This is a genomic window from Thermanaeromonas toyohensis ToBE (genome assembly GCF_900176005.1).
GTDB lineage: Bacteria > Bacillota > DSM-521 > Neomoorellales > Neomoorellaceae > Thermanaeromonas > Thermanaeromonas toyohensis.
On the sequence record NZ_LT838272.1, the window covers coordinates 1,353,415 to 1,380,318 of the forward strand.

A 26,904-nucleotide genomic window follows, 5' to 3' on the forward strand; every position below is an offset into this window, starting at 1 on the left:
CCGCCGGATGCGGACCCGCATGTCCGGTGGTGTGAGAGGACGGGGGCTAGCCGTCCCCTCCTACTCGATAATCACTTTAAGCCTCCTGGCCTTCCGGCTGCCTTTCTATTTTACTGCCGCCCAGGGCCGGGGCCGGCAAGGGTAAGGGCCTGCGGCATATGCTCCCGGGCTAGCGCCCGGTCCGCTATTCCTCGGCCCGGCCCTGCGGGCCGCCCTTGCCGCCCGGCCGGGCGGCTGTATTTTGCCCTCAAGGCCGGAAGGCCAAAGGGCGAAGGCCCAAAAAAGAAGGAGGCGGTCGTGATGCTTAAGAGGAACATCCAAAAGGGTTACAAGATGCGCGTAGGGGTGGATATAGACAATACGGTGGCCAACCTGAATGAGGAGCTGGTGAAGAGATATAATGTGTCCCTGGAGGTCTATCCTTCTCCTGATCTGCCGGGCGGCTTTTTCAGCACCGAGGAAGGGTTGGAGCTCCTGGCCCAGGCGAAACCTCTTCCGGGGGCGGCAGAAGTGTTAAGAGCTCTTTCAAGGGCTGGGCATGAAGTTCTGTACATAACAAGCAGGCCGGTATTAGCTATCAACTTCACCCGGGAGTGGCTTAAAGCTTGGGGCTTTCCTCGCGGCGGTATTGTTTTCGTGCCCAGAGGGTTTAAGAAAGTGTTCGCGGCCTGCTATGGGAGTGATATATTTTTCGAAGATGATCCCGGAGAGGCTCTAGGGCTTCAGGAAGTAGGCACATGGGTATATATGCTGGAGTGGCCTTATAATTCAAATGTGGAAGGTGTCCGTATTCAGAGATTTAGTTCTTGGGAAGAGATTGAGGAGTCCTTAGATTGTTTTTCCCAATACCGTATGGTACTATAAACATAGAAGAGGTGGAAAATGCTGTATGTCCCTTTCTACCCCCGAAGCCTGGTTGGAAATCGCATACGAAGACCTGGACACCGCTAAATATATGCTTGAGGGCAAACGGTATTTATAGACTGTGTTCCTGTGCCAGCAGGCTTTGGAAAAGGCTTTCAAGGCGGTATATCTCAAGAAATTCGGGAGGGTTCCACCGCGCAAGCACGATCTTGTAGTATTAGCCAAGCTTACTGGTCTTCTTGAGGAACTTGACGAAACGGAGCGTGACTTTCTCCGGAGGCTGACGGTGTATTACATTGAGTGCCGTTACCCTGAAGATAAGGCAAAACTAGCTGCAAAGTGCACGGAAAAGTATACCAGGCAAATTGTTGAAGAAACCGAAAGGGTGGTTCCGATGGCTGGCAGACAAGTTGAGATGACTGTACGTGAGTATATAAATCTATTGCGGAAGAACAATATCCGAGTATACCGAGCTATTCTTTTTGGTTCCCATGCTACAGGTCATGCCCGTGAGGATAGCGACATTGATGTGGCCATTATAAGTCTGGACCTGGGCAAAGACCGTATTGAGGAGGCAGTGCTGCTGAAGAAGATAGCTGAGGAGGTAGATTTCGATATCTCCCCGAGGCCATATTCGGTGGAGCAATATCTTAATGCTCACAATGGCGAGTTCTTGCATGATGAAATAATTGAAAAAGGCAAGGTCATTTTATAAGCATTGTGGCTTCCCGGCCGGTAGTGAGGGTAACACCGGCCGTTTTCTAAAGTGCTGTTCGAGATAGGGAGAAAGGAGCGATTTCCTTGGCTATAGATTTAGGCGGGGGTAATAGGCAATATCTCAAAGAAGAGCTAAAACGGATAAGTGGTATTATTATTGAAAACTGCCGCCCGGAGAAAATTATTCTTTTCGGTTCTCTCGCAGGAGGCAGGGCGCAGGAACATAGTGATCTTGACCTTCTGGTAGTCATGAAAACAGACATGCGATTTATAGACAGGCTATTGTTTTTGGCCACACTAACCAAGCCGCAGGTAGGAGTAGATTTTCTCGTATATACGCCAGAGGAGTTCAGACAGATGATGGAAGACGAGAATCTGTTCTTGAAGGAAGAGGTGGTAAAAAAGGGGGTTGTGCTTTATGATAGCGGGGGAGCAAGAATACATGGCCTGGGTTAGGTATGCTGATGATGATCTGAAGGCCGCTGAAGAACTCATCAAAGCAGGGTTATATAATTTAGCCTGTTTTCACTCTCACCAGGCTGCCGAAAAGTACCTGAAAGCATTCCTCGTAAAACATAGAATAAATCCACCCAGGATACATAAGCTACCTGTCCTCGTAGGTCTATGCCAGCAGGCAGGCGCTGAAATTGAAGAACTAAAAGAGGATGCTCTGATACTGGATATGTATTACATTCCGACTCGGTACCCAACCGCCCCTGTGGGAAGCCTGCCTGAAGGCCTACCTAATGAAGACGATGCAAAGAAAGCCTTGGATATTGCTAAACGGGTGAGAGACTTTGTTAAAGTAAGGGAAAGAAGCGACTAAGCAATTATGGCCGGTGGTGCTTTCGCCACCGGCTTTTTTATTTAAAAGCACAGCAAAGGGGGTTCAACCTTGATAACCATTAACAAGAGCGGGAATGAACAGCTGAGGATCCAGTCCGGCACCTACAAAGGTATCGAGTATATCGATATCCGGGTGTACTACTACAACGCTGCCCAGCAGGAGTGGAAACCCTCGCGGAAAGGTGTGGCCTTTAAACGGGAGCTCCTGCTGGAAGTGGTAAGAGCCCTGGAACAAGTGGCCGGGGAACACAAACAGCAAGCTTCTTAAAGTTCTTCTTCCGGGCCTAGCCGGTGGTAATAGCGCCACCGGCTATTTTTTTGACAGTCCCAATACCCGGAGGCGATCTTTATGCTAGTATCCGATACCCCAATTATCTTGCAGGATGGCAGGAGGAAGAACTGGTTCTGGGAGAGCAATTCTATCTTCGACTGTAACCTTTCCTGTTATGCCCTGGTGGTAAGGTTATATCTTGCAAGATGTGCAGGGGAAAACCGGGTAGCTTTCCCCTCTATTTCCAATATTGCTGCACATTGTGGCATTAGTCGCGCCACTGTGAAAAGGGCACTGGCTGAACTGGAAGAAAAAGGTCTACTACTAAAAGAGATTCGTCAAAATGAAAGTGGTGAATATACCAGCAACGTTTACATATTACTCGACCCTAAGGTTCCTGCTTCAGAGGGAAGCGAGATACCTACCCAGGGTAGTAGGTTCTCACAGAACCTACCCTGTCGCTACATGACAGGGGTAGGTTCTACAGGAACCTACTACCCCCCGGGGGTAGTAGGTTCTGACAGAACCGACCTAGGTTCTGACAGAGCCACTGAAGAAGACTCACTTAAGAATAATAATGTTGTTGTTGTAAATAAGGCCCCCATCGCTGAGACTCCGAAAATTCCCTTGACCGGAACTAGTTGTAAGGTCGAGGCCATCCCTGAAACTCTCAATTCGGTAGGTACCAATCCGGATCCGCATGATTTGCAAGAGAACTTAATGCCGGGCTCACAGACTAATGCGATTTCTAGTCTAGGTGCTAGTGTACAAGATGAAACTTTAGTTAATCACCAGCCTAACTGGACCAACGGGGGAATTTATTTGGGAGAAAAATCGTCCCGGATTAGCTTTAATGATAACACTCATGAAATAATCCAAGACCATATCTCCGCTGGCCCAGCCCGCGAAATCCAGGAAGCGTTCATAAAAGCAACGGGCCAACCTCTAACAGGTAGAGCCTTGGAGGAGTTAATGAACTACTCCTTGGAGTATGTGCTGACAAAGATCGCAATGGTAGAGGTGGGTAAAGAGAAAATTAACGCACCAGGATGGTTACTCGAGGCCTGCCGGGAGGATTATCAGCACTTGCCAGTGAAGGCGAGAAAGAGGCGAACGAACCCCAAAAGCCCTCCGGCTCTAAAGCTCCCAGACGCCAGCAAGGACGATAAGTATAGAGACCTATACCGGCTGGTCTAGCCGACAAGCCTTGTGCCGCCGCCACGCCTGTCCCTTCGGTCCGGCGTCGCGGCGGGCTGTATCAAAGCGGTAAGCAGCAGGAAGACTTTCGCCCTCCTGCTGCTTTTATCATCATAATTACTTTAAGCCTCCTGGCCTTCCGGCTGCCTTTCTATTTTACTGCCGCCCTGGGCCGGGGCCGGCAAGGGCAAGGGCCTGCGGCATAAACAGCCTCCTCCCCGCCCTTCGGGCGGGTCCCCTCCATTTATTCCTCGGCCTCGCCTCCGGCGACCCTTGCCGCCCGGCCGGGCGGCTGTGTTTTGCTCTCAAGGCCGGAAGGCCAAAGGCCGAAGGCCGAAAAAAGAAGGAGGCGGTGGGGATGCCGGTGGCCAGGCGGGATTACGAGCGGTTCATAAAGGCTTCAAGACATCACCCGTGCCCTGTTTGCGGCAAGCCTGATTGGTGCGGTTTCAACAGCTATATTTGCAGCTGCATGAGAATTAGCGAAGGAGCGTTTAAGCATGTTATCTTGAGCAATGGCCAGGTAGCCCACCTCCACTGGCTAGAGCCTGGCAGGGTTACTTTTGAGAGAAATCGGGAAGAGATAATACCCGTAGCAAGCGCAAAGCTGGCTCCCATAGAGGTACGGGACCGGGTATACCGGAGTTTCTTGCGGCTTTTATACCTTTATCCCCGCCACCAAGAGGATCTGCACAGGCGAGGCCTAGACGATAAAGAGATTAAGAGAAACGGCTACAAATCGGTACCGGAAAATGAACCTCCCTGGGTAATATGTAGGAGGCTTATAAATAATGGCCATAACTTGGAAGGAATCCCTGGGTTCTACCTGGCTAAGAGTCAACATGGCGGGTATTACTGGACCTTTGACCCTTCTCCAGGATATTTCATCCCCATCCGGGACCGCCAGGGCCGGATCCAGGCCCTGCAACGGAGGATGGACGATACTTCTAACGGTCAAATACAAGCTTTTCAGTGGCCACGTAAACAAGGGCGGTTGTTCTTGTAGTACTCCTGCCCATGTGGCCAGGCCGGAAGAGATAAAGGACCCACGGGTATGGATCACTGAAGGTCCCCTTAAGGCCGATATTGCCGCGGCCTATCTAGGCGCTCTGGTCATAGGTGTCGCGGGTGCCACTTCCTGGAAACCGGCGGTTCAGGTGGTCCAGGAGCTGTCGGCGAAGGAGGTGGTAATAGCCTATGATATGGACCAGAAGACGAACAGGACGGTAGCTACCGCCAAGAGAATGCTGGCAGCAGAATTGAGCAAAATGGGCATAACAGTCCGGGAGGCAGTTTGGGAAGCCAGGTGCAAAAACGAAAAAGGGATAGACGATACCTTGGTAGCTGGGTTGGAGATAAGCCTCCTTTGATTGATCTTGCTTATCCCATATGATACGATAAATTTGAAAGGTGGAAAAAGCTGTATGCGCCCGGAAGCGGGAGAATGGCTGAAACAGGCTGAATATGACCTGGAAACTGCGGAAGCCATGTGGAAAGCCGGCAGGTATCTCTATACTGTATTCATGTGCCACCTGGCAGTAGAGAAAGGCCTTAAAGCAATTATTGCGGAGCGTACAGGAACAGTCCCACCCAAAATTCACAATCTTGTAAGGCTAGCCAAATTTGCCCAGGTTAACCTGGACGACGATAAAAAAGAATTCATTTCAATTTTGAATACGGCTGCGATTGGGGCCAGGTATCCAGAATTCCTGGACCAGGCCATAAAAAAGTATTCCAAGAAAGTTGCCCAAGAATACTTGAACAAATCCAGGGAAGTGGTGCAATGCCTCAAGAAAGAATTGCAGTAGAAAAAATAATACGGGACTTCCTGGAGGCTATGAAAGAGCAAGGCGTTAAGGTAGACAAGGTGTTTCTTTATGGATCTCATGCAAGGGGCGAAGCGAACGAGAACAGCGACATAGACCTTGTAGTAATCTCCAGGGACTTTTCTAAAATGCCGGCCTGGCGCAGGTGGGAGGTCCTTGGTAAGGCTATTTCCCGTATCATGGAGCCGGTAGAACCATTAGCCTATACTCCTGAAGAGATTGAAGCCTTAATGAAGCGAGAAGGAAGCTTCCTCCGGCATATCTTGACCCAACCGGAAACAAAAGAGTACCAGTTTTGATTGTTTTTATCCTTTGACAGGGGTTGAACGTCCCTCAGAGGATCGTTAAACAGTAAACAATGCCTTTCCTGACCGCAATTTTAGAATCGACAAAGACTAGAGGGCTGAGAATATGAAATTCCACTACTATGCCGATACTGACAGCCTGTATATAGACCTTGTGGCAAAAGAAAGCGCCGACTCGGTTGAAGTAGCTCCCGGCGTTGTCCTGGATTTTGACGCCGAAGGAAACCTTGTCGGCCTAGATATTGACCAAGCGAGCAAGCGAATAGATTTATCGCGTCTAGAGGCCGATGGCTTGCCCCTCGGTCGCATTATGGTTACCGGCCCAGGCTATAACCTAAGAACACCCCAAACAGGCTGAGGTGATCCTATGTCACCTAATCAGAAGGCGATAAACATAGCTAGATTGTACGTAGAAACCTTGAGGAAGAAAAACCTCCCCATTAAGTCGGTAATTCTCTTCGGGTCCCAGGCAAGGGGAGACTACGAGCCGGATTCCGACATTGATGTTCTTGTGGTTACTGAGAGGCTTGATACGGAAATACGCGAGGCTATCTTAGACGAAGCCTTTGAGATTAGTCTTAGTGAGGATGTAATGCTAATACCTCTTATATACGACCTTGAGAAGTTTGAGTCTCCTCTATTTCGGTCTGGGCCCCTTTATCAGAGTATAACCCAGGAAGGGATTATTATCCAATGAGCGACACCGAGTTTAAGAACCTGTTCGCCCGGGCCAAGATAGAGAAGGCATGGCAAACCTGGGATGAGGCCGAATGGGCCTTCCAGGGAGGGAAATACCCTAGCACTATCAACAGGATGTATTATGCCTTCTACAGGGCATGTTTGGCTCTACTCGCTTTCCAGCCGAAAATCCCGACCAAGCACTCGGCGGTCATAGGTGAAGTTAATCGGATTTTTGTGAAAGGAGGCCTGCTCCCAAGAGAAGTCGGGAGGTTCCTTCATGCCTTGCAGACGGCTAGGACAGAGGCAGACTACGACGATAAAGATTTTTCCCGTGAAGAGGTCCAAAAGTATTTAGAACAAGGAAGGACATACTTACGGCAGCTTGCCGATTTAGCTGCGAGATTAATAGAGCAGCAAGAGTAGCCCGGGAAAACCCACCCGGGCGCTTTGTTTATGCGGGGATCACTTTGGAAGGCCTGCCTATGCAGGCCTTCCTGATTCCAGGGACCAGGCAAACTGGACGGGAGGAGCGCCACGCTATGGCTGATGTCGGCGTGCTTCTTTCTGAAGGCAGGTTAAGGGAGCTATCGCTCCCGCTTACACACGCCTGGCAGAGCCAGGCGGTAACTACATTTTAAGCGATAGCTTTTTGTTATACAACTTAATGTTTTGTATAGTTTTACGTATTACATTTTCCAGTTTTACCTTGGCATTGCTATGCCAATTTGTATACCACTTTGCATATCATTATCAACTTGTATCGCGGGAGGCAATACCATGGGAAATTCGAGCCGTCTTTCCAAACGCCTCGATCTCAGGGTAGATGAAAAGCTATATAACATGCTACAGGCCGAAGCCAAACGACGGTGCTGTCCTTCGGTGGCTGCTCTGGCCAGAAAAATTCTCGAGCAGTATTTTGCACAGCAAGAAGAGGAAGCTGAGAACTAGGCCCGTTTTGAAGCCTTGATCGAAGAAGCTATCGCAGAGGATGAAGAATGGGACAAAGAAATTTTACAAGACTTTCTCAAAGAGCTTGAAAACAGAAAGGGGATGGCTACAGGTGGCAAAGAACAGTAAGTTTAATAGACAGCTTTTAGTACGTTTAACGGAAGAGTTAGAAAGGCGGCTCCGGGCCGAAGCGGCCAGGCGGGGCCTTTCGGTAGCGAATCTGGTCCGGGACATGCTGGAACAGGCGCTGAGCGAGGAAGCCGCCGGGCTGGCAGCCAGGGAAGGCAAGGAGGCCCTGGAAAAGGTTATCAAGAAGGCAATAAAACCCGAGATGGACCGCTTGGCAAAGCTCATATATAGGGCTGGCCATGCCGCCGCGGCAGCCATGTACCTCAACACCCAGGCCATAGCCGACATGGGCAAGCACGATGCCGTAGAGATGTACCACATGGCCCGGAAGAAAGCGGCAACCTACTTCAGGGTAGATGACCAGGATGAGTAAGAGCGTGGTAATCGTCAACATAGCCTATTACCAGCCCGGCACCAGAAAAATGTCCCACAACTACAACCACATACGCTACATTGCCACCAAGCCCGAGGCCGACCGGGGAGATCCAGAGTCCTACCGGGTAGGCGACCATGATTATCCCATAGCTATGGACACCGCCGCCGGCCACGTCAAATACGCAGCCGAGAGGCCTGGCAGCTCCGGCCTCTTCGGGCCCCAGGAAGAGCCGGTCCCCCAGTGGCAAGAAGTGGGCAAGAAATTGGCTAAACACAACCTCCCCGTGTGGAGGGTGATAGTGTCCTTGCGGCAGGACGATGCTGAGCAACTGGGCCTGGTGGACAGGGAGAAGTGGCAGGCCGTCATTGAGAACGGGGTAAACAGGGCCATAAAGGCCATGCACCTGGACCCGGACCATGCCAGGTGGGTGGCCGCCTTCCACCGTAAGGAGGGCCACCCCCACTGCCACGTAGTCATCTGGGAAGAAGAGCACGGCGCAGCGAGGAGACAGGGCCGCTTGGAGCAGGGGGAAAGGAAAGGCGTCTTCCGCGCCTTTGCCCGTGAGGTCTTCAGGGATGAGAGAGACCGCCTTGCAGCCGAGAAGACCATTATCAGGGACATGATCAGGGAGGTTGCCCGCGATAACATAGCCAGGGCGGCGGGGCTTATGCGGGAGATAGAAATGGCTGGGCTGGAAGCTAGAACTCTAACCGGGGACAGGCCCCGTATGCTGCCTGTACTCCAGCCAGAACAGGAGGATATATTAGCGAAGAAGCTACAGGAGCTGGCGGAAATAATGCCCGGCCACGGCAGGATAGCCCTGGCTTACATGCACCAGGAAGTAAAAGCCCAGGCTAGAGAGATAGCCGACTGGATACTCTGGCAGCCGGGCTTCAACCAGTCCACGGAACGTTACAAGGAACTGGCTAAACAGATCGCCAGCCACTACACTATGAAGCCGGAGGCCCTGGAAGAAGCAGCACGGAAGGCCTACGAAGACGTCCGGGACCGGGTGGCCCAGGAGGTACTTAAAGGCGCAGCAGCCATAAACCGCTTTCAGCACGACGAGGCTTCCAGGGAGGGAGGAAATGTTATCCGTACGGAAGCCAGCCGTATAGCCCACAGCGTATGGAAGGCCGCCTGGAGGGCTCTGGAAAGAGAGCGCACCCGTGCCGAGGCCCAGGCCCTGCTCCTGGCGCAAAAGGAAATGGAGAGGCGCAAGAAGAGAGAAAGAGAGGAGGCCAGGGAGAGGGCATGAAGATAAGACCCCGCCATGTAATGCTGTTTCTCCTGCTGCTCTTAGACCTGTTCCTCATACCCAGGCTTTTAACCTTACCCCCTAGTCTAAAGGCCTACGGCTTTAAGCCCGGCATGGAGGTCTGGAAAAAGGAGCTCCTGGCCCACCCCCTAACGGGTCCGGCAATACTTATGCGGGACACAAGGGCCCGCATAGCCTGGCTCTGGCTGCAATCGGCAATAGGAGCTGCCGTTCTTGCTATCCTGTGGCCTCCCGGGCGGCTAAGGGGTAAAGCAAAGGATCTGGGAGGCCCCGAGGCCGCAGGCCGCGGGCAGTTCGGCACGGCCAGGTGGAGGACCAGTAAAGAGATAGTTAAGACCTTGACTGAATGGCGCTGTCCAGAGAGGCCCCCTATTGGGGGCTTTGTTGTTGGCGCAGGAAATGATAGATACTTTGCTGCCTGGCTCGATGCCTCTGAGACACATTGCTTAGTTATCGGGGCCACCCGCAGCGGCAAGTCCAGGCGCATAATCTTACCCACCATTTGGGTCCTGGCTCAAACAGGAGAGAGTATGATAATCACCGCCCCCAAGGGTGAACTCTACCACATGACCAGCGGATATTTGAAGCGCCAGGGCTACGAGGTAGTACTTATAGACCTCCGCCAGCCCTTGAGGGGAAATAGATGGAACCCACTCTTGCCCGTAGTGGAGGCCTTCAAACGTAACGACATGGTAGAAGCCAGCCAGGCTGCCTGGGACATAGCGCACATAATAACCCACCAGTACCCGCACTATGGAGACCCTATCTGGCCGCAGGCACAGGAGAGCCTTACCGCAGCTTTGACCCTGGCAGTGGCAGACCAAGCACCTGAAAAAGCCAGGCATTTGGCGAGCGCCTACAGGATGCTGGCCGAGCTCGGAGCAGGCGGGGGCGAGGAACTGGACGGGTACTTCAGAAGGCTCCCTCAGGACCACCCTGCACGCTCTGCCTACGGTGTGGCGGCCCTATCCGAAGACAGGTTGAGGAGCAGCATATTTACAGGGACGGCAGCGCAGCTAAGGCTCTGGGCGGACCCGGAGGTAATTTGCCTCACCGCGGCCCAGGACCACGATATGGCCCTGGCAGGGAAAACAAAAGCTGCAGTGTTCATCGTCATCCCGGACGAAAGGCAGACCAGGGACGTGCTGGCTACCCTCTACATCTCCCAGGCCTACCAGGCTTTGACCGATGAGGCCAAAAAAGCCGACAAGCTCCCGGTAAGGGTGAACTTCCTCCTGGACGAGTTCGGCAACCTCCCGGCCATTCCGGCCTTCGACAAGAAGCTCACCGTAGCGGCCGGCCGGGGTATGCGGTTCCTTCTGGCCGTGCAGGATTTAGCCCAGATTAAGGCCAGGTACAGGGAGGCCTCCCAGACCATCACTGCCAACTGCGCCACCTGGGTTTATCTTGCTACGTCGGATATAGAGACGGCAAAGGTTATAAGCGCCAAGACCGGACAGTACACGGTAGCCACCGAAAGTTACTCTTCCCAGGTTAGGTACACGGACCACAGCCAGGGAACAACCGAAGCATTGACTGGCAGGCCCCTGCTCCTGCCGGATGAGGTCTTAAGGTGGCCCAGGGGAGAAGCCCTAATACTGCAAATAGGCCAGAACCCGGCTAGGCTGCCCCTGGTGGACCTTTCCGAGTGGTCGGTAGCAGGGGAGCTAAAACCTTCACCTGACATAGACCAGGATAAAGAGGGGGTGAGAGAGATCCCGCCGGTATGGGTGCCCGGGAAGGCGGGCGGCGAGGGAGACGCCGGGGAGCCCGGACAAGCATCAACTATTCTACTCGATCTCTAACATCTAAATCTTGTAAGGGGGAAGGAAAATTATGTTTAAAAGGATTACTGCTCTTTTTAAGAAAGCCATGCCTTATGTACCTTTTATTGTGCTTACCTTCACCAGGGTAGCACTGGCCGCGCCTGGTGGGCAGCCCGAATTCGTATCGGGCGCTATAAACCTTCTCAACGATGCTACTACCTGGCTTTTGGGCATTATCCCCGCGGCTTCCGGTGCGGCTATCGGGTACCACGCTCTTATGAAGCAGATGAGCGACGGTGACCCGGCCACGGCTGCCGCCCACAACCGGGCTATGCGGAATGTCTTGATCGGCGGAGCAATTGGTGAGAGCGCTGTAGGCATCACTAAGGCCTTCCTGGCCTATTTTCAATAATCCTCGGGGAATATCCTTTTTACGGCAGGCCCGGGCTTTTACGGGCCTGCTCTTCTAAGGAGGAAAAGATATGGAGGTCCTGTTTAACCTCATCATCGGTGCCATCAACAAATTCCTGGCTACTATCTTTGAAAATGCCCTTACCACCTTTGCCCAGTTCGCCGGGAACGAGATGGCCCTGGCCACACAGATCCTCGATTCGGTTTACGTGCAGAACGCTATAAGGCTCGCCCAGACTTTGGCGGGGAGCCTTTTAGCTCTGAAAGTGGGTGTAGAGGCCACACGCTCCTACGTGCTCTATCTTGGCGGCGACCCGGGAGCTGACCCCGGAGGCCTCCTTAAGCGTACCGCCTTTGCCGTGGGGGCCATAGCAGCCGGGCCCTGGATGGTGAAAAATGTTTATCTCTGGGGTTCTGCCTTGGCCGACAGTGTAGCCCATCTGGGGTCTGTGGGCCAGCCCCTATTTCCCCTGGACACCATCATAACTTTTACTGCGACAGCACCTTTCTTGATAATAATTACCTCTTTGATAGCCATTGTTATCTGGGCCTTAATCCTTATCCAGATGGGTATACGTAGCGTGGAGGTGGCCCTCTTGGCGGCTGTCGGACCGGTCATGGCCGTGGGCTTGACCCGGGCGGATGAAGGAGTGGCCGCAGTGTGGTGGAGGGAACTCGTGGTGCTCTCAGCCTCCCAGGCCGTACAGGTCTTTCTCATTAAGGGGTTCCTAGCTACGGTGATGACCATAACCTTCGGTGCAGATATCCTGAAGCTTTTTCTCCTTATCGGCTGGCTGTGGGTGGCCTTTAAGACTCCTGCGGTTTTGCGGCAGTTCGCCTATCATTCCGGCCTTGGTGCTGCTATTGGGCATACGGCCCAGACCGCGGGCACCTGGTACATCATGCGGAGGATGTTCACAAGGGTTTAGGAGGCGATAAGGAGTGTATCTCATACCCAGGAACGTTAAAGCCAGGTTTGAGTTTTTCCCCGGCTTTGGCTGGTTCGAGCTTATGAGCGTGGTGGCAGGGGCTATAACAGGGCTTTTGCTCTATTTCGCAGCAGGCTTATTCACTCATTCCTTTTTCCGGGCTGTCCTCTTCATTATTCCCCCCGGCCTGGTCTACTTCGTCACCAGGCCGGGACCTGACGGCCAGAGCCTTTACACCCTCATCAGGCTCTGGCGCGGCTGGATTAAGAGCCAGAAGCGATACCTCTACATCACCAAGGGAGGGTGATACTGTGCTGCTCAAATTTCCAGGTAAAAAGGAGGCCTCCAAGAAGAAGCAGGCAAGCCAGGAAGAGGCCAGGAAGGCCGTCCAGGACTGGCTGCCTTTTAAAGATATTACCGCAGGAGTCCTGGTAAGGAAGGATGGTCAGGTGGCAGCAGTTCTAAAAGTGGAGCCCTTTAACCTTTCTCTGAAGAGCGAGACGGAGAAGAAGCGCATCATCACCGCGGTGTTTGAGGCCTTAAACGGGTTGAAGGAGCCTTTTCAGATATTCTCCCTGGGCAGGCCGGTGGACCTGGACGCTTACTTAAGGGAGCTCCAGGAGAAAGCGAGGGAGGCGGTCAGTCCCGCCAGGAAAAAGCTCCTCCAGGAGTACATCAGGTACGTGGGTACTCTAGTATCCAGCGGGGAGGCCATGGAGAGAAGGTACTATATCCTCCTTCCCGGCAAGGAGCGGGAAGAAATCGTGCAGAAGGCCCACGAGCTGGCCTCCAACCTGGAGCGCTCGGGGCTAAAGGTGAAGATATGCGAGGACCAGGAGATCATCGACTTGCTTTTTGTTTTCCTCCACCCGGCCCAGGCCGCCTTCGAGAGGCCTCCTTTATTCGCAGGGCCCTACCTGCCGCCGGTGGTCAATGGGTGAGGACAACCAGCTCTTCCATTGGGTAATGCCTTTCATTGGCCGTCACCAGGACCAAGTTGTTACGGACGGCTACGGCTGCTATGAGGGAATCCGTGAGGCTAAGAGTAATGCCTTTCCGGGCGTAGGTATAGCGCCAGCGGCCAGCCAGGCGGGAGGCCTCGTAATCTATGGGATAAAACTTCAGGCTCGATAAAAACTGCTCTATTGCGGGCAGCTCCTTTTCCCTGGCTCCGGAAAATACCTCGGCCACAGTTATAGGACAGGCAGCCAGAGGAGCTTTCTCCTTGAGCACTTCTAACAGCGCTATGACGTGCTTGTTCCCGCGGAAAAAGTCAATTAAGGCCGTGGTGTCCAAGAGAAAGCCTTTGACCGGAGCTTTATCCTTCATTCCTGGACCACCTGGCCAGCCTCTCCTCTGCTTCCCGGCGCAAATTTCTTACCCAGGCTTCTATGCTCTCCCGGTCCTTAAATTCCGGGTATTCGTCAGGGGAGAATATTCCCGCGCATTCTTTGAGGGCTTTTGCCTGCTTGAGCCGCAGGAGAGCTTCTTCCGTAGCCCTAATGATAAAGTCGCTCTGTTTGCCTCTCCGTACATGCTTGTTCAACTCGCGGATGAGGTGCTCGGGAAATCTTATGGCTTTGAGGCGTGTCTTCTCTGCCATATCAGGACCTCCCAGAGATTTGCTATACATTAAGTATAACACGAGGGAGTGAGCTAGTAAATGAGCAAACCCAAGGTGCAGCCCCAACAAGTACACCCCCTTTCCGGCCTGCTCGATATTTTATCCCCCCAGGCCTTGGACTTTGGAGCAAGGCAGATCACCTTCGGCGACCAGCTTGCAAGAGTATTGGTAGTGACGAACTATCCTCCCAGGGTGGGTCCAGCCTGGCTGGCCAGGGCGGCTGCCATACCCGGCGTGGTGTGTTCCGTGCATGTAACACCCACTGATCCTACCGAGTTACTCTTGAGTATAAACAAGGCTATAGGGAGTACACGGCCAGGTTGGAATTAGGCGGCAACGCCCTGGTCATGCAAAGGACGGAGCAGGCTTTAAAGGACGCCCAGGAGCTTTTAAGGAAAATAGATCAGGAGCAGCAGCAGGTGTTCTACGTTACGGTAGTGCTCCTGGTGCTGGCCCCTGACCAGGAGACCCTGGAACGCAGGACCCGGCAGGTAGAGGCCACTCTGGCCGCAGCAGGAATGCGAGCCAGGACCGCCACCTTCCGCCAGGAGCAGGGCCTTAAGACCGCAGGGCCCTGGGCCGTACTCCTAAAGGATACCGAGGAGGCTGGAGCCAGAAACATGCCTGCGGAGACGGTAGCTGCCTCCTTCCCCTTCACGGCCAGCGGCATAAATGACGGCAGCGGTGTGGTGCTAGGGAGAGACAGGGACGGAGGCCTGGTCCTGGTGGACATATGGAAGAGGGGAGGCGACCGCACGAACTCTAACTGGACCGTCCTGGCCAAGCCCGGTGCAGGCAAGTCCTTCGCTGTAAAGCTCTTAGCCCTTCGCAACCTGGCCCAGGGCTCCAAGGTGATAATAATCGACCCCGAGCGCGAGTACCGGGAGATGTGCCGCCTCCTTGTAGTATAGAGGTAGCAGGATATTACAGTTAATAACCGAAATTTCATCCCGTTGGTGGGGTCAAATCGACCCGCCCCCTTGGGCAGAAAAGCCCGGCCTTCAGATTGAGGCCCCACCTCTACGGGATGATCACGATTAAGTAGGTTGGGACAAGCCATGCTTGTAACCCGTCTAACCCACAAGGCTGTGACCCGTAGAGGTCGTGGGATCCCCACCACGAACCCATTGGGAGGTGATCCCGTGTCCGTTATCTACGTGGGTATCGACGTGGGCAAACGCAAGCATGAAGCCTCCATCCTTGATGAAACTGGTAAACAGATAGGTGGTTCGCTGGTCTTTAACAATTCGCATCAGGGCGTAGAAAAATTGTTGCACTGGGTTGCTTCCTTGGGAGCGAGTGAAGTTATTTACGGCCTTGAGGCCACCGGCCATTATTGGCTACCCTTGTACACTTTCTTGACAGCGGCTAGCTGTACAGTCAAGGTTATTAACCCCATCCAGTCCGATAGCTTGCGCAACCTTTATATCCGCGTGACTAAGAACGACCGCAAAGACTCGTTCCTGGTCGCCGAGGTATTGCGTTTCGGACGCTTTACAGAAACCAAAATTCCCGATGAGCCTCTGGTGCAGTTGCGCGAACTCTCCCGCCTGCGGGTTGAGTTCATGCAAACCGTAGGCGATATTAAACGCCGCATCCTGGGTATCCTCGACCGCATTTTCCCCGAGTTCCCGGGTTGCTTTGGTAACGCATTCGGGCAGGCGGCCCTCCAGGTCCTCAAGACTTACCCTGACCCGGAACAACTGGCCAATGCTGACCTGAGTGAGCTTGCCGCATTGCTGAAGAAATACAGCAACGGGCGTCTCTCCCTAGATAAAGCCCAGCAACTTAAGGAGCGAGCCGCCAATTCCTTCGGTGTCCGCTACGGCTTCGACGCCTTCACCCTGGAGCTACGGCTTCTCCTGGAGCAACTAGAGTTCATTACAGGCCAGGTCAAGCAGCTGGATGAAGCCATTATCAACCTAATGCAAGAGCACCAATTGATTCTCTCCGTTCCAGGCGTTGGTCCGGTTCTCGGGGCGGCTATCCTTGGCGAAATTGGTGACATCAGCCGGTTTGAGAACGCTAAAAAGCTCCGGGCATATGCCGGGTTGGATGCTACCGTCTATCAGAGCGGAACCTTTGAGGGCTCGCGTGCCCATCTGTCCAAGCGGGGCTCGCCCTACCTGCGGCGGGCGTTGTGGATTGCCGCAGGCACAGCCCGCCTGCGCGACCCGGCGCTAAAGGCTTACTAGGAGAGGTTAATCGCCAGAGGAAAGCACCCCAAGCAGGCTCAGGCCGCTGTAGCCTCCAAGCTTTGCAGCATCATCTTTGCCGTGTTGTCAAAGAACCAACCCTATAACCCTGAATACTTAAATAAAAACCCAAAACATACCCCTTGACATCTGTTAGTAGGTCTGAATGGTGCCTGGATAAACTGCGCCGGAGGCAAGGGAAGGATCAACCCCCTCCAGGTAAGGCCCGTGCCCGTCGATGAGGAGGAACAAGGCGGCGAAAGGTCCGGCCAGGGGCCTTTGGCTTTGCACCTCCAGACTCTCCGGACCTTCTTCTCCCTTTATAGCCGGGACCTTACCGACCTGGAGAAGGCCGCCCTGGAAGACGCCCTAGTAGAAGTCTACCGGCAGGCGGGCATAACCTGGAATACGGACCCCGGGTCTATACCCGCAGAAAAGTGGCCCACCGTGAGGGAGCTACACGCCTATATAGCCGGCCAAGCGGAAAAGCAGCCTGAGACCTATTCCAGGCTGGCGGTGCTACTTAAACGGGCGGCCCTGGGCGCGGACGCCTCCTTATGGGCCGGGCCCACCACCGCCAGTGCCGATAATGATTTAATCGTGCTCGATGTGCACGACTTACAAAATGCCGACGACGCAGTGAGGAGGGCGCAATATTTCAACGTCCTCTCCTTTGCCTGGGACCTGATAGAGAGGGACCGGCAGGAGAGGACCCTGCTGGTAGTGGATGAAGCTTGGCTCTTGGTGGACCCCCAGACGCCCCAGGCCCTGGCTTTCTTGAGAGATACCAGCAAGAGGATCCGCAAATACATGGGGGGCCTGGTGGTCATAACCCAGAACGTGATAGACTTCCTGGCCCCGGAAGTACAGCGTCACGGCCAGGCCCTCCTTGATAATCCGACCTACAAGCTCCTTTTGGCCCAGGGTGAGAAGGACCTGGAGGCAATTTCGTACTTAATGAACCTCTCGGAAGCCGAGAGGGACCTGCTGGCTACTGCGAAACGTGGGGAAGGGTTGCTGGTGGCCGGGACACAACGGGTACACGTGAAGATTGAGGCTGCGCCCTACGAGATGCCATATTTAACCGGAGGTGGCCATTAGTGGCCACTCCAATAACTAAAATAACTTGGGCCCTTCTACCTGAGCCGGAGAAAGTGCTCCTCTGGGCCGTGATAATACTCATTCTCCCTGTTGCTCTTCTGACCCTGCTATTTGCAGGGCCGATTGTCATCTGGGAGCGAGTCCCTATAGTTACCCCTTCTCAGGCTCAGATCTACGTAGACGCAGCCAAAGAGGTGAGCGAAAGCACGAAATCACCCTGCGACCCGGGTGTTACCGTGGACTGGCAGCCTTTACTTGCTATTGAGGCGGTAAGGCTGGAACAGGACTTCCGGAAGGCCACCCCGGACAGGGCCAGGGAGCTAGCCGGGATGTTCATAGAGAGAAAGGGCACCTGCACCCACTGCATCGGTGACGACCCGCCCACCTGAGAGAGTTACCCGGTCTACCGGCTCAGGGACCTCGGTGAGGTCCTTAATGACTTAGGATTTACCGAAGCGCAGAAGGAAAAAGTGAGGAACATCCTCACCGTGGACCTGTCCTTCCTCCTGGATGTGGGCCCTGGAGTGCCGCCAGATTGGATACCAGTGGAGAAGACCCTGAAGTGGCCGGTGCCGGGTGTCTACACCGTAACATCCGGCTTCGGTCCCCGTATTGACCCCGTAGAGGGTATTGACGGTTTCCATACGGGAATAGACATTGGCGCTCCTCAGGGTACACCGGTGGTGGCCGTTGCTCCCGGTATTGTGGCTCACGCTGGCCGGGCGGGGAACTACGGCCTGGCCATATTCATCCAGCACGGGGGAGGGATGGAGACCATCTATGCTCACCTGTCGGGCGTTGCAGTCAAAAGAGGCCAGGTGATCCAGGCCGGTGAGGTTATCGGGTATGTGGGCTCCACAGGGAAATCTACCGGGCCGCACTTGCATTTCGAGGTGAGGTTTCACCACCAGCCGGTAAACCCGATTGATTACTTCAAATAAAGAGGAGGAACCCCTAATGGTAGAAGTAAAACATTATGACCAAGCCATTGAGCTTTATGCCGCCCACCTGCAAGCGGCGGAAATCGCCAGGGAAAATGCCAGGGCTGCCAGGGAAGCCCTGGCCCTGGCCGATCCAGGTAACCCGGCCTTGAAGATGTCCATGAGGGAGTATGCCATGCTGAAGTCGCACCCCATCTTACTTCTTGTAGAAATACTCTTCGGTGGAAGCCGTAATGAGGGCCGCCAGCCGGTCTCTCTCCAGCTTGCTTTACTGCTAGGCTCGGTGGCGCTAGGGCAGGGTTATAGCCTGGAGAGGGTAATGGTGGTCCTGAGAAGGTTGCTGGAGAAGGGAAGAAGAGAGTTGTAGGAAAACATACATGAATTATGGCGATTATGGTAACATATAAACTATAAACCAAGAAGCTCTAAGGAGGAAAAAGATGCGCAAGTCGTATTTGGTGTTGCTTTCTGTTTTACTGGCAATTTTTCTCTTTGGATGTACTCGCGACAGGATCTCGGAACTAGAAAAACAAGTTGCCGAACTACAGAGCCAGCTCGCAGCCGCCCAGCAAAAGCTCCAAGCTACAGCTGAGAGGACTGTCGCCCTTTATTTTATTAAGGAAACTCCTAACGACTTCTACCTTGCTCCAGAGTTACGCCGCCTAGACGCTACCCAGTGTACCCCGGAAAGGGTTTTACAAGAATTGATAGCCGGTCCTAAGGATCCCTCCCTTAAGCCTGTACTCCCCCAGAATGTAAGGGTGTTGGGGGTTAAAGTGGAAAAAGGTTTAGCTACGGTAGATTTTAGCCAGGAGATCACTCGCCTTAGTGTAGGATCTCGAGGAGAAGTCCTGGTTCTGGCGGCTATTGCCAACACCCTTACTAAGCTCCCGGAAATTGAGAGAGTCCAGATTCTGGTGGAAGGTAGGAAGGTAGAGTCTCTGGCAGGTCATGTGGATACTACTCAGCCGTTAGGGAGAAACGAAGAAGTTTTGAAGTTGGACTGAGAAAAAAGAGATAAGGGGGGGTGGCGCATTCTTTACCAGATCCGGCCGAGGGGCGACGGTTATAAGCTCTAAACCTGCAGTAGTGTACAAAGCGAATGGATATGTTAAATCCACGGACTTCCAGGGGGTTTCCTGGGTTTTTTTATTTTGGGAAAGGAGCGGTCTTACATGATGTTTGTTTTGATACTTACCCCTGTACGGGCTGATAGAGTAAGGGAGGTCATCCAACCATACGGCAACATCGTATTCGACCATGCTGGATTGATAGATTCCCTGGGTATCCGAGATGTCCTGCAGTCTGCCGCCAGGGTGGCAGCAGATGCTCTAATTCTCGACTTGGACGTTGCCCCGGGACCGGACCTGCTACACGCCGTTCAGGGCTACCGCATAGCCAGGCCCCATACCAGAATAATTGTTCTAGCTCCAGGAAGAGAGCCAGGTGACCCTACGGTGGCCGGGCTGGTAGGCCTGGGTATTTATGATATATTATCCGCATCTCCTGATACCGATTGGGGAGCTCTAGTTGGCCAGGCCCTCGCTGGTCCCCCGGCAACTTACGCTCAGGCCGCCAGGTGGCATGTTATTCCCGGATTAGCTGGAGGTGAGCAGGTAAAAGAGAAGGTCGTAATCCAGGAACGTCCAGCAGGAGCAGTTACTATTGCGGTAATCGGAGCTGCCCCCGGCCTGGGTTGTACTCATACGGCCCTGGCTATAAGTGCTTTCCTGGCCAGGCAAGGCCACAAAGTGGCCCTGGTGGAAGATAGCCAGAGGTATGCGTTTGACCAGTATTTGCGTACTGTTAAGGCTGCTGAGGGGAATATAAAAGGGTCCAAAGAGTTAACGGGATTGATATTTTTGCTTATTTTTTGACCCAGGACGGTTTCTTTAGCGAGTTCATTGACCCTAAACCTACGGGTCTCTTGTTCGACCGTGTCCTACCAGATTTGAGGCTTGGGCAATATGACTATATCATCCGCGACCTCGGCTATTGGGAGAAAGATAGGGACAGGGAAGCATTGAGGGCCACTCTCCCCATACTTGTGGCCAGCGCCGCCAGGTGGAGGATAAGGGACTTTGAGATGGTGGAGTCTATCGACTCATACCGTATAGCCTTGATAGATCCGCCGGAAGAAATGCTCGGGTGGTTGAAGGGAGCGATACCGGCCACCTATAAGCTTCCCCACGCTCCTGATCCCTTCAAAATGCCCGATGAACCGTTAATTGCGCTTCTTGAACCAGTATTGCCGCGGGCTAAAGATTTTCCTAAGAGAAGTTTGTGGCCCTGGAGGAGGAAATAAAAATGTTTAAAGGGTGGTACATCACCTCACATTGTAATGTCCTTCCGGATGCCGCTTTATTGTACTGTCACCCTGGGCCGGGGGTGACAAGGGTAAGGGTCTGCCGTAGATAGGTTCACGCTTTACCTAAGCTGTTATTTCACGGGCAGAATCTCCGGATTGCCTTTACCAGCTGGGCGGCTGGATTTTGCATATCTGCCGCACAAGGTAATGTGGGTTAAAAAAGGATTGGCATCCGAAGGCCTACTTATTATCAGTCTCCACTGAACTTTTAAAGAAGAATTAGACCCTGCTGCAGGATATTTTAAGGAAACCGTAGAACTGATTATGTAAAAACGCATAATAACTTGTACTTAGAAACCTATCGCTGCAATATTACGGTTGAGCATGTACTGCCCAGGAACCCTGCCCCCAATAGTTGTGGGAGTGGAAAATTTTGTGTAAACCCCTCTGGATAAATGCTAAACTTAAGCCAGGGGGTAAGACCAATGGTACCTACCTTTACCAAAGAACAGCTACGAGCTTTTATCAGAGAGAACAACCTGGTAACCGCCCGGCAGCGGAGATACTGAACTATTTTGCACCTGAGGTAAGCGCCATGACTGTATGGCAAGCTCTTCTAAACGTACCTAGGCCGTGTAAAATTTCAGTAGGTAGCAGCAGGAGAATAGGGATGTAATAAAGAAAAAAGAGACCTCACCAGGGAAAAACACTGAAAGCAAAAGGAGCGTGAGGTCTCATGATAGATATTCGCCAAATAGTAGGGGGAGTCCTTCTATTTGCGAGTGGACTTGAGAAACTAATTGGGGAATGCAAGGATTTTTATGAGCTGGAGAAAGGGATACACGAACTAACGCAGAAGGTTTGTAGCCAGATGTTAACCTGGGCACTAGAACAGATAGATACACGGCTGATGAATGAACGTGACCGGAGCCTTTGGGAAGTGGTAGGATTTCGGGCCAAGACAGCTTTAAGCACCTTTGGGGAATTTATTTACAGGAGGCGCTTGTACAGGAACAAAGAGACTGGGGAGACCAAATTTTTCCTAGACGAAGTTTTAGGCTGGCCTTCTCGGGCGAAGGTTACTCCAAGGCTAAAGGAGCTATTTCTGAAACTGGGTAGTGAACTATCCTTTGGCCGGGCGGCGGAGATACTAGGGTATTTAGCACCTGGGGTAAGCGCCATGAAAGTATGGCAAGCCCTTCAAGAAGTGGGGGAGGCTTTAAAGCAGGAAGGGGAAGAGAAGAGGGCAATAGTTTTTGAGAATGGTGAAGTACCTGGAGGGGAAGAAGTGGCGCCGGAGCTATACATAGAAGCCGACGGGGTGATAATACGCCTGCAGAGGGAAAAGGAGAAGCGAGGGGAAATCAAGCATATAGTAGCCTATGAAGGGAAGGAAGAAGTAAGACGGGGACGCTTTAGTTTAAAGAACAAGCTGGTGATAAGCAGCTTAAGGGATGGGGAAGGAGCCTGGGAAGAAAGCTATGCTTTAATAGGGGAAAAATGGGACTTAAGCCAGACCAAGAAGATTTACATAGGCGGAGACGGGGCGGAGTGGCCTAAACAGGGGGTAGAATACTTTCCGGGTGCTGAATATCGCTTAGACCCTTATCACCTAAGCAAGCATTTAACCGAGGCTCTCTGGCATGATGAAGAAACCTTTAGTAAAGTAGGTTTAGCGATATCCCAGGGCAACTGGGAGGAAACCCGAAGAGTACTTGAGGAAGCGGAGAAGAAGAGCCGGGGTGACAGGAAGAAAAGGATCACCAAGCTATTACAATACCTCAAAGAGAACTGGGCAGGGGTAATTAATTCACCTGGAGCGCAGCGACTAGGTGCTATAGAGGGGCAGATACAACACAACATAGCCCGGCGGACGAAACGTCTGGGGGCCAGGTGGACGACCTCAGGTGCAGACCGCATGGCTCGTGTATTAGCCGCCAAGGCCAACGGAGAGCTAGAACAGTACATATGGCGCTGGCCAGTGGAACAACAGAAACTGAAAGAGATAGTAAAGGCTAAAGCGAAAGAAGTAGATAGGCCCAAGGTGGAGGATATAGAGAAATGGTTACGGGTATCCTTACCGGCTCTAAGGGGTCCATATGCCGACCGGATATGGGTAAAGCACGTTTTACGGGAACTTACCCGGCCAAGTCTTTGGGCTCTTGTGGGGTAGTCGGATGTTTTTGAGCTTTAGAGGGCGAAAAGGTAGAACTAAAGCTAGTATAGCCTTTCAGAGGGAAGGGCTAGGAGGGGTGTCTTATTACCTTCTCTTACAGCTTTGCCAAACCAATATCCAAGGTTTGCCATGGGTAAGATAGCCGCCATGACCTGTACGGCAAAGCTATATTATCGAACGGTGAGGTCTCATCCGGAGAAATTCTTTCTGAACGCACCTACTATATCTTGACACGGACACGTACCTATTAACCCTTGACACGGACCCGGGTGGTGGCAAGTGACATGTCAGGGTTACAAGATTATAATCTTCTTAGAGAGAAAAAGAGAGGGGTGAGGGAGTGTTGGCTCAGGGTATGGTAGCAGGAAACCAGTCCCTGGCACTAGGTCCTGCACCTGAGCTTGCAGTAGAAGTACCGTTGCTTTCTTTCTTCACAGGTGCTGGTTTTCTTGATCTTGGCTTTATGCAGGCGGGATTTAAAATAATTTGGTGTAACGAGTATAATCGGTCTTTTGTAAAGGGTTATGAGTATGGTGTGGCTTCCTTGACGGGTCGCGAACCTTGCAAAGTAAATACAGAATCTATAGTTAACTTGGGTGCGAGGCAGATAGCAAAAGAAGCTTTCGGGAACACGCCACGCCCCGGGCTTTTCGGGATTATAGGTGGCCCCCCCTGCCCTGACTTTTCCGTTGGCGGAAAAAACAGGGGAGAGAATGGCGAGCAAGGTCGGCTTTCTAAAGTGTTCGTTGATAAGATACTGGATTTGCAACCCGTGTTTTTCCTTTATGAAAATGTGCCGGGGCTAATCCGCACAGCAAAACACAGGGAGTTTCTCAGGAGGCTCCTCACACAACTCGAAACGCACTACACGTTGGATTACAAAGTCCTAAATGCCCTGGAATACGGTGTGCCGCAAGACAGGGAGCGCCTTTTTGTGGTTGGTTTCCATAAAAAGTGGTTAAAAAGGTATTTCGGGCAATTACCTGTTTTGGGAGGCTGGTTTCCTTGGCCTGAGCCTTTATACCCGGATGCTAAGAACAAGTACCCGTGGCCTGATTTGTCACCGTTCGGTGGCGAGCCTGAAAAGCCGGAGGGCATTCCGGATGAGCTGGTTGTGGGGCCGCTGATTTGTAATACTGAGGAGATTGCCCGACTCCCTAACGGGTTAGAGGGTTTCAGGCCGTATAGTAGAAAATTCTTGACAATCCCGGAGGGTGACGTTTCCAGAAAAAGCTTTAAGCGCTTGCACAGGTGGCGGTATAGTCCCACGGCAGCTTACGGGAATAACGAAGTACACCTTCACCCGACTCTGCCCCGGAGGTTAACGGTGAGGGAAGCAATGCGGATACAAACAGTTCCTGACGGGTACGCCTTACCGCCCGACTTGCCCCTTTCGGATAAGTTTAAAATGATAGGGAATGGTGTACCCGTCAGGCTGGCTTATGCCGTGGCGCTGTCATTTATAAAAGTTCTTAGGGGGGAGCTAAATGGATACGTTTGACCTGACTCCTGACCCGAAAGTGCTAATTGCTCTTACTCATACTCCTATGCAGCCACTTGATGCTCTGTGTGAGCTTATCGATAACGCTATTGACTCGTTCCAGACCGCAAAATTGCAAGGAATTCCGGTCGAGCACCCCCTTGTTGTTATAGATTTACCGCGCCCTTCGGACATAAAGCATGGTGGGGGAAGTATAAGGGTGCGCGATAACGGACCTGGCCTGACCCGCGACATGGCAGAAAAAGCTTTGCGGGCGGGTTTTTCTGGAAATAACCCGTTTGATAGCCTGGGCCTGTTCGGAATGGGTTTTAATATATCAACCGGCAAGCTGGGGAGGGTGACCAGGTTTTTGACAGCGCGCAAGGAAGAGGACACTGCCATAGAAGTGGTAATAGATTTGGAACAAATAAGGCAATCAGGGAGTTACAGGGTACCGTTTAGCCGCAAACAGAAAGAATTTGAGCACGGTACTCTAGTCGAAATATCAGGCTGGTGGCCAGAGGGAAACCCTAATAGCGGGTTTGTACGGAAGCTGGTACAATACGGGATACCTAAAGTGCGGGAAGAAATCGGGAGGCGGTACGCCACAATCTTGCGGGAGCGTGGGGTTCGCATAATTATTAACGGGGACCCTTGCGAGCCGTTCGAGCACTGCGTGTGGAGTGATTCGAGGTATGTTGAGCGGAAGGGTTACGGTAAAATCCCGGCTGTGTTCCGCTTTAATGAGGTTGTTGGCACCCAGATACGTTGTTGCTCTTGTACTGCTCTTGTTCCCGCGGGCCACAAGCAATGCCCCGCTTGTGGGTCCAGTAATCTGAGGACCATTGAGGAGAGGATTCGGGGCTGGGTAGGTATCCAGCGCTTTGACCACCCTACCGATTTCGGGATAGATTTGATCCGGAACGGTAGGGCTATCCGGATTGGCGAAAAAGCAGCTTTCTTTGAATATGTTGATGAGTTTAAGAGGACAATCAAAGATTACCCGATAGACCAGCCTTACGGCCGGATAGTTGGTGAGGTGCACCTTGACCACGTACCAGTAGATTTCTTGAAACAAGATTTCCAGCGCACCAGCCCTGAATGGCAGAGGGCAATGTCTTTTCTGAGAGGTGATAGCTCCCTCCAGCCAAACCAGCCGGGTGCCGACCAAAACAACAGCCCCCTGTTCAAGCTATACCAGGGTTACAGGCGTGTGAGAGTTCCCGGGAAAACAGATTTGTACATGGGGTACTGGGATCCGGAAAAGAAAAGACCTGTCCGTGTAAGCCGCGATGTTGAAAGGGAATTCTATGAAAGATTTAAGAGGAGAGAGCCAGGCTACTACGATGACACCGAATGGTGGAAGCTAGTCGAAGAAGCTGACAAGCCACCACTGGAGGAACTTGTTGAGTGTCCGGAATGTGCGGCACAGAACCTCAAAACCAGCGAAGTATGCACTGTATGTGAAAGAGTTTTAATCGGGAAAACGTGTTTGAATCCAGAATGCAGGCAGTTTATCCCGAAGTCAGCGCCTTCGTGCCCGCACTGCGGGACCTTGCAGGAACCCCAAGTGCAAGAACCGTGGAAATGCCTTGTGTGCGGGAGGCGTAACAGCCCGGACGAAAAAACTTGCAGCAGCTGTGGCATGCAACGTGGCACTGAAAATACTTTATCTAAGGAGTACCTGCTGAAGCATTCGTACAAGTCAGACGAACTTTCTATTCCGGGGTGCACGGTGCTGCTGGCGGATGGAAGCCGTAGCGCCCCGGTAGATGTAGATACTTACATAACGAAGGTCCCTATATCGCCCCCGGACCAGCCGGACAAGCAGGTCCCCCTCATAGCGTTTAAGGGGGAGAAGATAGAGGTTTTTGTAGACAAAAACCACAGATTGTTCAAGACGTTCCGGGTGCGCCCGGAACAAATGATTGCGGCGGAAGTGGCCCTTTTCTTGTATGACTATAACCGCAGGTTGTGTGCCCAGCAACAATACCAGGGCCTGCACACACTTTCTAACTTGCAGTGGGAAATTCTGGACATGAGGTGGTCCGATGCACTAGAGGATAGCGCCGAGCGGCTCCGGGAAGATATCCTGGCTTTCTTCGACGCTCTAAGGCAGCGGTTGCCCCACCTCCTTGGCGAAAGGGCGAAAGATATATTTAATGATTTGAGCGATGATCAAAAGAAGCACTTGGTTAATAATTTGCTTGGCCGGAACATTGATATAAGCAATTTGGGTGACATGAAGCAATCGGGAGAATACCTGTACTACATAGACGAGCAGACAGTTGTTGACATATTCCATAAGTACCCGGAAGAGTTCTTTGATGGCAAGTTCTGGCAAGTTACTTATGCAGGGATTAGTGGGCTCCCTGATGTGGCGGTTGAGCAAGCCCGGAAAAGTATCGTAGCCACCTACCTCAACTGCCTGGAAGATGTTTCAAGTTTTTTGAGGTACAGGGCACCTGAAGCTATTATCACGCAGAGGGCACGGATGTCACTGGAATTTTTGCAACAAAAGGTGGTCTGAGCAC

Annotated in this window: 35 protein-coding genes and 3 pseudogenes; 36 read left to right on the forward strand and 2 right to left on the reverse strand. The window is 52.5% G+C overall.

Annotated elements, in window-relative coordinates:
* Positions 1-7: 7 nt before the first annotated feature.
* The 23 genes from B9A14_RS16990 (at position 8) to B9A14_RS06795 (ending at position 13,486) form a co-directional block, all read left to right on the forward strand.
* Entirely contained in the window at positions 8-145 is a 138-nt protein-coding gene (locus B9A14_RS16990) for a hypothetical protein (protein WP_157109804.1), read from the forward strand.
* Positions 146-300: 155 nt separating this feature from the next.
* The gene (locus tag B9A14_RS06705) at positions 301-864 is read left to right on the forward strand and encodes a 5' nucleotidase, NT5C type (RefSeq protein ID WP_084664962.1); all 564 of its coding nucleotides are present in this window, start codon (positions 301-303) and stop codon (positions 862-864) included.
* Positions 865-985: 121 nt separating this feature from the next.
* Complete coding sequence (locus B9A14_RS06710) at positions 986-1,579, forward strand: HEPN domain-containing protein (RefSeq protein ID WP_084664963.1); 594 nt, start codon at positions 986-988, stop codon at positions 1,577-1,579.
* A gap of 92 nt (positions 1,580-1,671) precedes the next feature.
* Positions 1,672-2,037 carry a nucleotidyltransferase domain-containing protein gene (locus B9A14_RS06715; protein WP_084667070.1) on the forward strand — a complete coding sequence of 122 codons (366 nt, stop codon included), beginning with the start codon at positions 1,672-1,674 and terminating at the stop codon, positions 2,035-2,037.
* Positions 2,000-2,407, forward strand: a complete 408-nt coding sequence (locus B9A14_RS06720; protein WP_084664964.1) for a HEPN domain-containing protein — start codon at positions 2,000-2,002, stop codon at positions 2,405-2,407. The genes B9A14_RS06715 and B9A14_RS06720 overlap by 38 nt, the downstream gene beginning before the upstream one ends.
* A gap of 69 nt (positions 2,408-2,476) precedes the next feature.
* On the forward strand, positions 2,477-2,695 hold the full coding sequence (locus tag B9A14_RS06725) for a transcriptional coactivator p15/PC4 family protein (RefSeq protein WP_084664965.1): 219 nt from the start codon (positions 2,477-2,479) through the stop codon (positions 2,693-2,695).
* 81 nt (positions 2,696-2,776) lie between these two features.
* Positions 2,777-3,895 carry a helix-turn-helix domain-containing protein gene (locus B9A14_RS06730; protein WP_084664966.1) on the forward strand — a complete coding sequence of 373 codons (1,119 nt, stop codon included), beginning with the start codon at positions 2,777-2,779 and terminating at the stop codon, positions 3,893-3,895.
* Positions 3,896-4,253: 358 nt separating this feature from the next.
* Positions 4,254-4,901, forward strand: coding sequence for a hypothetical protein (locus B9A14_RS17545; protein ID WP_197686574.1), 648 nt, complete (start codon positions 4,254-4,256; stop codon positions 4,899-4,901).
* 13 nt (positions 4,902-4,914) lie between these two features.
* On the forward strand, positions 4,915-5,265 hold the full coding sequence (locus tag B9A14_RS17550; protein ID WP_197686575.1) for a DUF3854 domain-containing protein: 351 nt from the start codon (positions 4,915-4,917) through the stop codon (positions 5,263-5,265).
* 54 nt (positions 5,266-5,319) lie between these two features.
* Positions 5,320-5,703 (forward strand): HEPN domain-containing protein, encoded by a 384-nt coding sequence (locus tag B9A14_RS06740; RefSeq protein WP_084664967.1) that lies wholly within the window; start codon positions 5,320-5,322, stop codon positions 5,701-5,703.
* Positions 5,679-6,020 carry a nucleotidyltransferase domain-containing protein gene (locus B9A14_RS06745; protein WP_084664968.1) on the forward strand — a complete coding sequence of 114 codons (342 nt, stop codon included), beginning with the start codon at positions 5,679-5,681 and terminating at the stop codon, positions 6,018-6,020. The genes B9A14_RS06740 and B9A14_RS06745 overlap by 25 nt, the downstream gene beginning before the upstream one ends.
* Before the next feature lie 112 nt (positions 6,021-6,132).
* The gene (locus tag B9A14_RS06750; protein ID WP_084664969.1) at positions 6,133-6,384 is read left to right on the forward strand and encodes a DUF2283 domain-containing protein; all 252 of its coding nucleotides are present in this window, start codon (positions 6,133-6,135) and stop codon (positions 6,382-6,384) included.
* A 9-nt stretch (positions 6,385-6,393) separates the two neighbouring features.
* Entirely contained in the window at positions 6,394-6,723 is a 330-nt protein-coding gene (locus B9A14_RS06755) for a nucleotidyltransferase domain-containing protein (protein ID WP_084664970.1), read from the forward strand.
* The gene (locus tag B9A14_RS06760) at positions 6,720-7,130 is read left to right on the forward strand and encodes a HEPN domain-containing protein (protein WP_084664971.1); all 411 of its coding nucleotides are present in this window, start codon (positions 6,720-6,722) and stop codon (positions 7,128-7,130) included. The genes B9A14_RS06755 and B9A14_RS06760 overlap by 4 nt, the downstream gene beginning before the upstream one ends.
* A gap of 59 nt (positions 7,131-7,189) precedes the next feature.
* Positions 7,190-7,345, forward strand: a complete 156-nt coding sequence (locus B9A14_RS17000) for a hypothetical protein (protein WP_157109805.1) — start codon at positions 7,190-7,192, stop codon at positions 7,343-7,345.
* A 139-nt stretch (positions 7,346-7,484) separates the two neighbouring features.
* A complete protein-coding gene (locus B9A14_RS17005; protein ID WP_157109806.1) occupies positions 7,485-7,655 on the forward strand; it encodes a hypothetical protein in 171 nt (56 codons plus the stop codon).
* A 112-nt stretch (positions 7,656-7,767) separates the two neighbouring features.
* Positions 7,768-8,157: a ribbon-helix-helix protein, CopG family gene (locus B9A14_RS06765; RefSeq protein WP_084664972.1), complete on the forward strand. Its 390-nt coding sequence runs from the start codon at positions 7,768-7,770 to the stop codon at positions 8,155-8,157.
* Positions 8,150-9,418: a MobP3 family relaxase gene (mobP3, locus tag B9A14_RS06770; protein ID WP_084664973.1), complete on the forward strand. Its 1,269-nt coding sequence runs from the start codon at positions 8,150-8,152 to the stop codon at positions 9,416-9,418. The genes B9A14_RS06765 and mobP3 overlap by 8 nt, the downstream gene beginning before the upstream one ends.
* 2 nt (positions 9,419-9,420) lie before the next feature.
* Positions 9,421-11,244 (forward strand): VirD4-like conjugal transfer protein, CD1115 family, encoded by a 1,824-nt coding sequence (locus B9A14_RS06775; RefSeq protein WP_084667071.1) that lies wholly within the window; start codon positions 9,421-9,423, stop codon positions 11,242-11,244.
* A 31-nt stretch (positions 11,245-11,275) separates the two neighbouring features.
* On the forward strand, positions 11,276-11,617 hold the full coding sequence (locus tag B9A14_RS06780) for a hypothetical protein (protein WP_231967957.1): 342 nt from the start codon (positions 11,276-11,278) through the stop codon (positions 11,615-11,617).
* A 70-nt stretch (positions 11,618-11,687) separates the two neighbouring features.
* A complete protein-coding gene (locus B9A14_RS06785) occupies positions 11,688-12,545 on the forward strand; it encodes a conjugal transfer protein TrbL family protein (protein ID WP_084664974.1) in 858 nt (285 codons plus the stop codon).
* Between the two features lie 13 nt (positions 12,546-12,558).
* The gene (locus B9A14_RS06790; RefSeq protein ID WP_084664975.1) at positions 12,559-12,852 is read left to right on the forward strand and encodes a PrgI family protein; all 294 of its coding nucleotides are present in this window, start codon (positions 12,559-12,561) and stop codon (positions 12,850-12,852) included.
* A 4-nt stretch (positions 12,853-12,856) separates the two neighbouring features.
* Entirely contained in the window at positions 12,857-13,486 is a 630-nt protein-coding gene (locus B9A14_RS06795; RefSeq protein WP_084664976.1) for a TraC-like domain-containing protein, read from the forward strand.
* Here the strand turns inward: B9A14_RS06795 and B9A14_RS06800 are convergent.
* Entirely contained in the window at positions 13,476-13,874 is a 399-nt protein-coding gene (locus B9A14_RS06800; RefSeq protein ID WP_084664977.1) for a type II toxin-antitoxin system VapC family toxin, read from the reverse strand. The two genes, B9A14_RS06795 and B9A14_RS06800, sit on opposite strands and share 11 nt — an antisense overlap.
* Positions 13,864-14,148, reverse strand: a complete 285-nt coding sequence (locus B9A14_RS06805) for a hypothetical protein (RefSeq protein ID WP_084664978.1) — start codon at positions 14,146-14,148, stop codon at positions 13,864-13,866. Before B9A14_RS06805 ends, B9A14_RS06800 begins: the two co-directional genes overlap by 11 nt.
* Before the next feature lie 60 nt (positions 14,149-14,208).
* On the opposite strand from B9A14_RS06805, the pseudogene B9A14_RS18235 reads away from it, so the two are divergent.
* The 13 genes and pseudogenes from B9A14_RS18235 to B9A14_RS06865 form a co-directional block, all read left to right on the forward strand.
* A pseudogene (locus B9A14_RS18235) lies at positions 14,209-15,071 on the forward strand (VirB4 family type IV secretion system protein); the annotation flags it as partial.
* 240 nt (positions 15,072-15,311) lie between these two features.
* Positions 15,312-16,511 (forward strand): annotated as a pseudogene (locus B9A14_RS06815) (IS110 family RNA-guided transposase).
* 15 nt (positions 16,512-16,526) lie between these two features.
* Positions 16,527-17,465: pseudogene (locus B9A14_RS06820) on the forward strand (VirB4 family type IV secretion system protein); the annotation flags it as partial.
* Positions 17,465-17,854 (forward strand): hypothetical protein, encoded by a 390-nt coding sequence (locus B9A14_RS18090; RefSeq protein ID WP_277995845.1) that lies wholly within the window; start codon positions 17,465-17,467, stop codon positions 17,852-17,854. The pseudogene B9A14_RS06820 and the gene B9A14_RS18090, both read left to right, overlap by 1 nt.
* A 99-nt stretch (positions 17,855-17,953) precedes the next feature.
* Positions 17,954-18,406 carry a M23 family metallopeptidase gene (locus tag B9A14_RS18095; RefSeq protein WP_277995846.1) on the forward strand — a complete coding sequence of 151 codons (453 nt, stop codon included), beginning with the start codon at positions 17,954-17,956 and terminating at the stop codon, positions 18,404-18,406.
* A gap of 16 nt (positions 18,407-18,422) precedes the next feature.
* Positions 18,423-18,773 (forward strand): hypothetical protein, encoded by a 351-nt coding sequence (locus tag B9A14_RS06830; protein WP_084664979.1) that lies wholly within the window; start codon positions 18,423-18,425, stop codon positions 18,771-18,773.
* A gap of 73 nt (positions 18,774-18,846) precedes the next feature.
* Entirely contained in the window at positions 18,847-19,413 is a 567-nt protein-coding gene (locus B9A14_RS06835) for a GerMN domain-containing protein (RefSeq protein ID WP_084664980.1), read from the forward strand.
* Positions 19,414-19,581: 168 nt separating this feature from the next.
* Complete coding sequence (locus tag B9A14_RS17375) at positions 19,582-20,283, forward strand: hypothetical protein (RefSeq protein WP_084664981.1); 702 nt, start codon at positions 19,582-19,584, stop codon at positions 20,281-20,283.
* A complete protein-coding gene (locus tag B9A14_RS06845) occupies positions 20,280-20,711 on the forward strand; it encodes a hypothetical protein (RefSeq protein ID WP_084664982.1) in 432 nt (143 codons plus the stop codon). The genes B9A14_RS17375 and B9A14_RS06845 overlap by 4 nt, the downstream gene beginning before the upstream one ends.
* A gap of 436 nt (positions 20,712-21,147) precedes the next feature.
* Positions 21,148-21,390 (forward strand): hypothetical protein, encoded by a 243-nt coding sequence (locus B9A14_RS06850; RefSeq protein ID WP_084664983.1) that lies wholly within the window; start codon positions 21,148-21,150, stop codon positions 21,388-21,390.
* 60 nt (positions 21,391-21,450) lie between these two features.
* A complete protein-coding gene (locus B9A14_RS06855; protein ID WP_084664984.1) occupies positions 21,451-22,887 on the forward strand; it encodes an ISLre2 family transposase in 1,437 nt (478 codons plus the stop codon).
* A 346-nt stretch (positions 22,888-23,233) separates the two neighbouring features.
* Complete coding sequence (locus B9A14_RS06860) at positions 23,234-24,391, forward strand: DNA cytosine methyltransferase (protein ID WP_197686576.1); 1,158 nt, start codon at positions 23,234-23,236, stop codon at positions 24,389-24,391.
* The gene (locus B9A14_RS06865; RefSeq protein WP_084664985.1) at positions 24,378-26,900 is read left to right on the forward strand and encodes an ATP-binding protein; all 2,523 of its coding nucleotides are present in this window, start codon (positions 24,378-24,380) and stop codon (positions 26,898-26,900) included. The genes B9A14_RS06860 and B9A14_RS06865 overlap by 14 nt, the downstream gene beginning before the upstream one ends.
* The last annotated feature ends 4 nt before the right edge of the window (positions 26,901-26,904 follow it).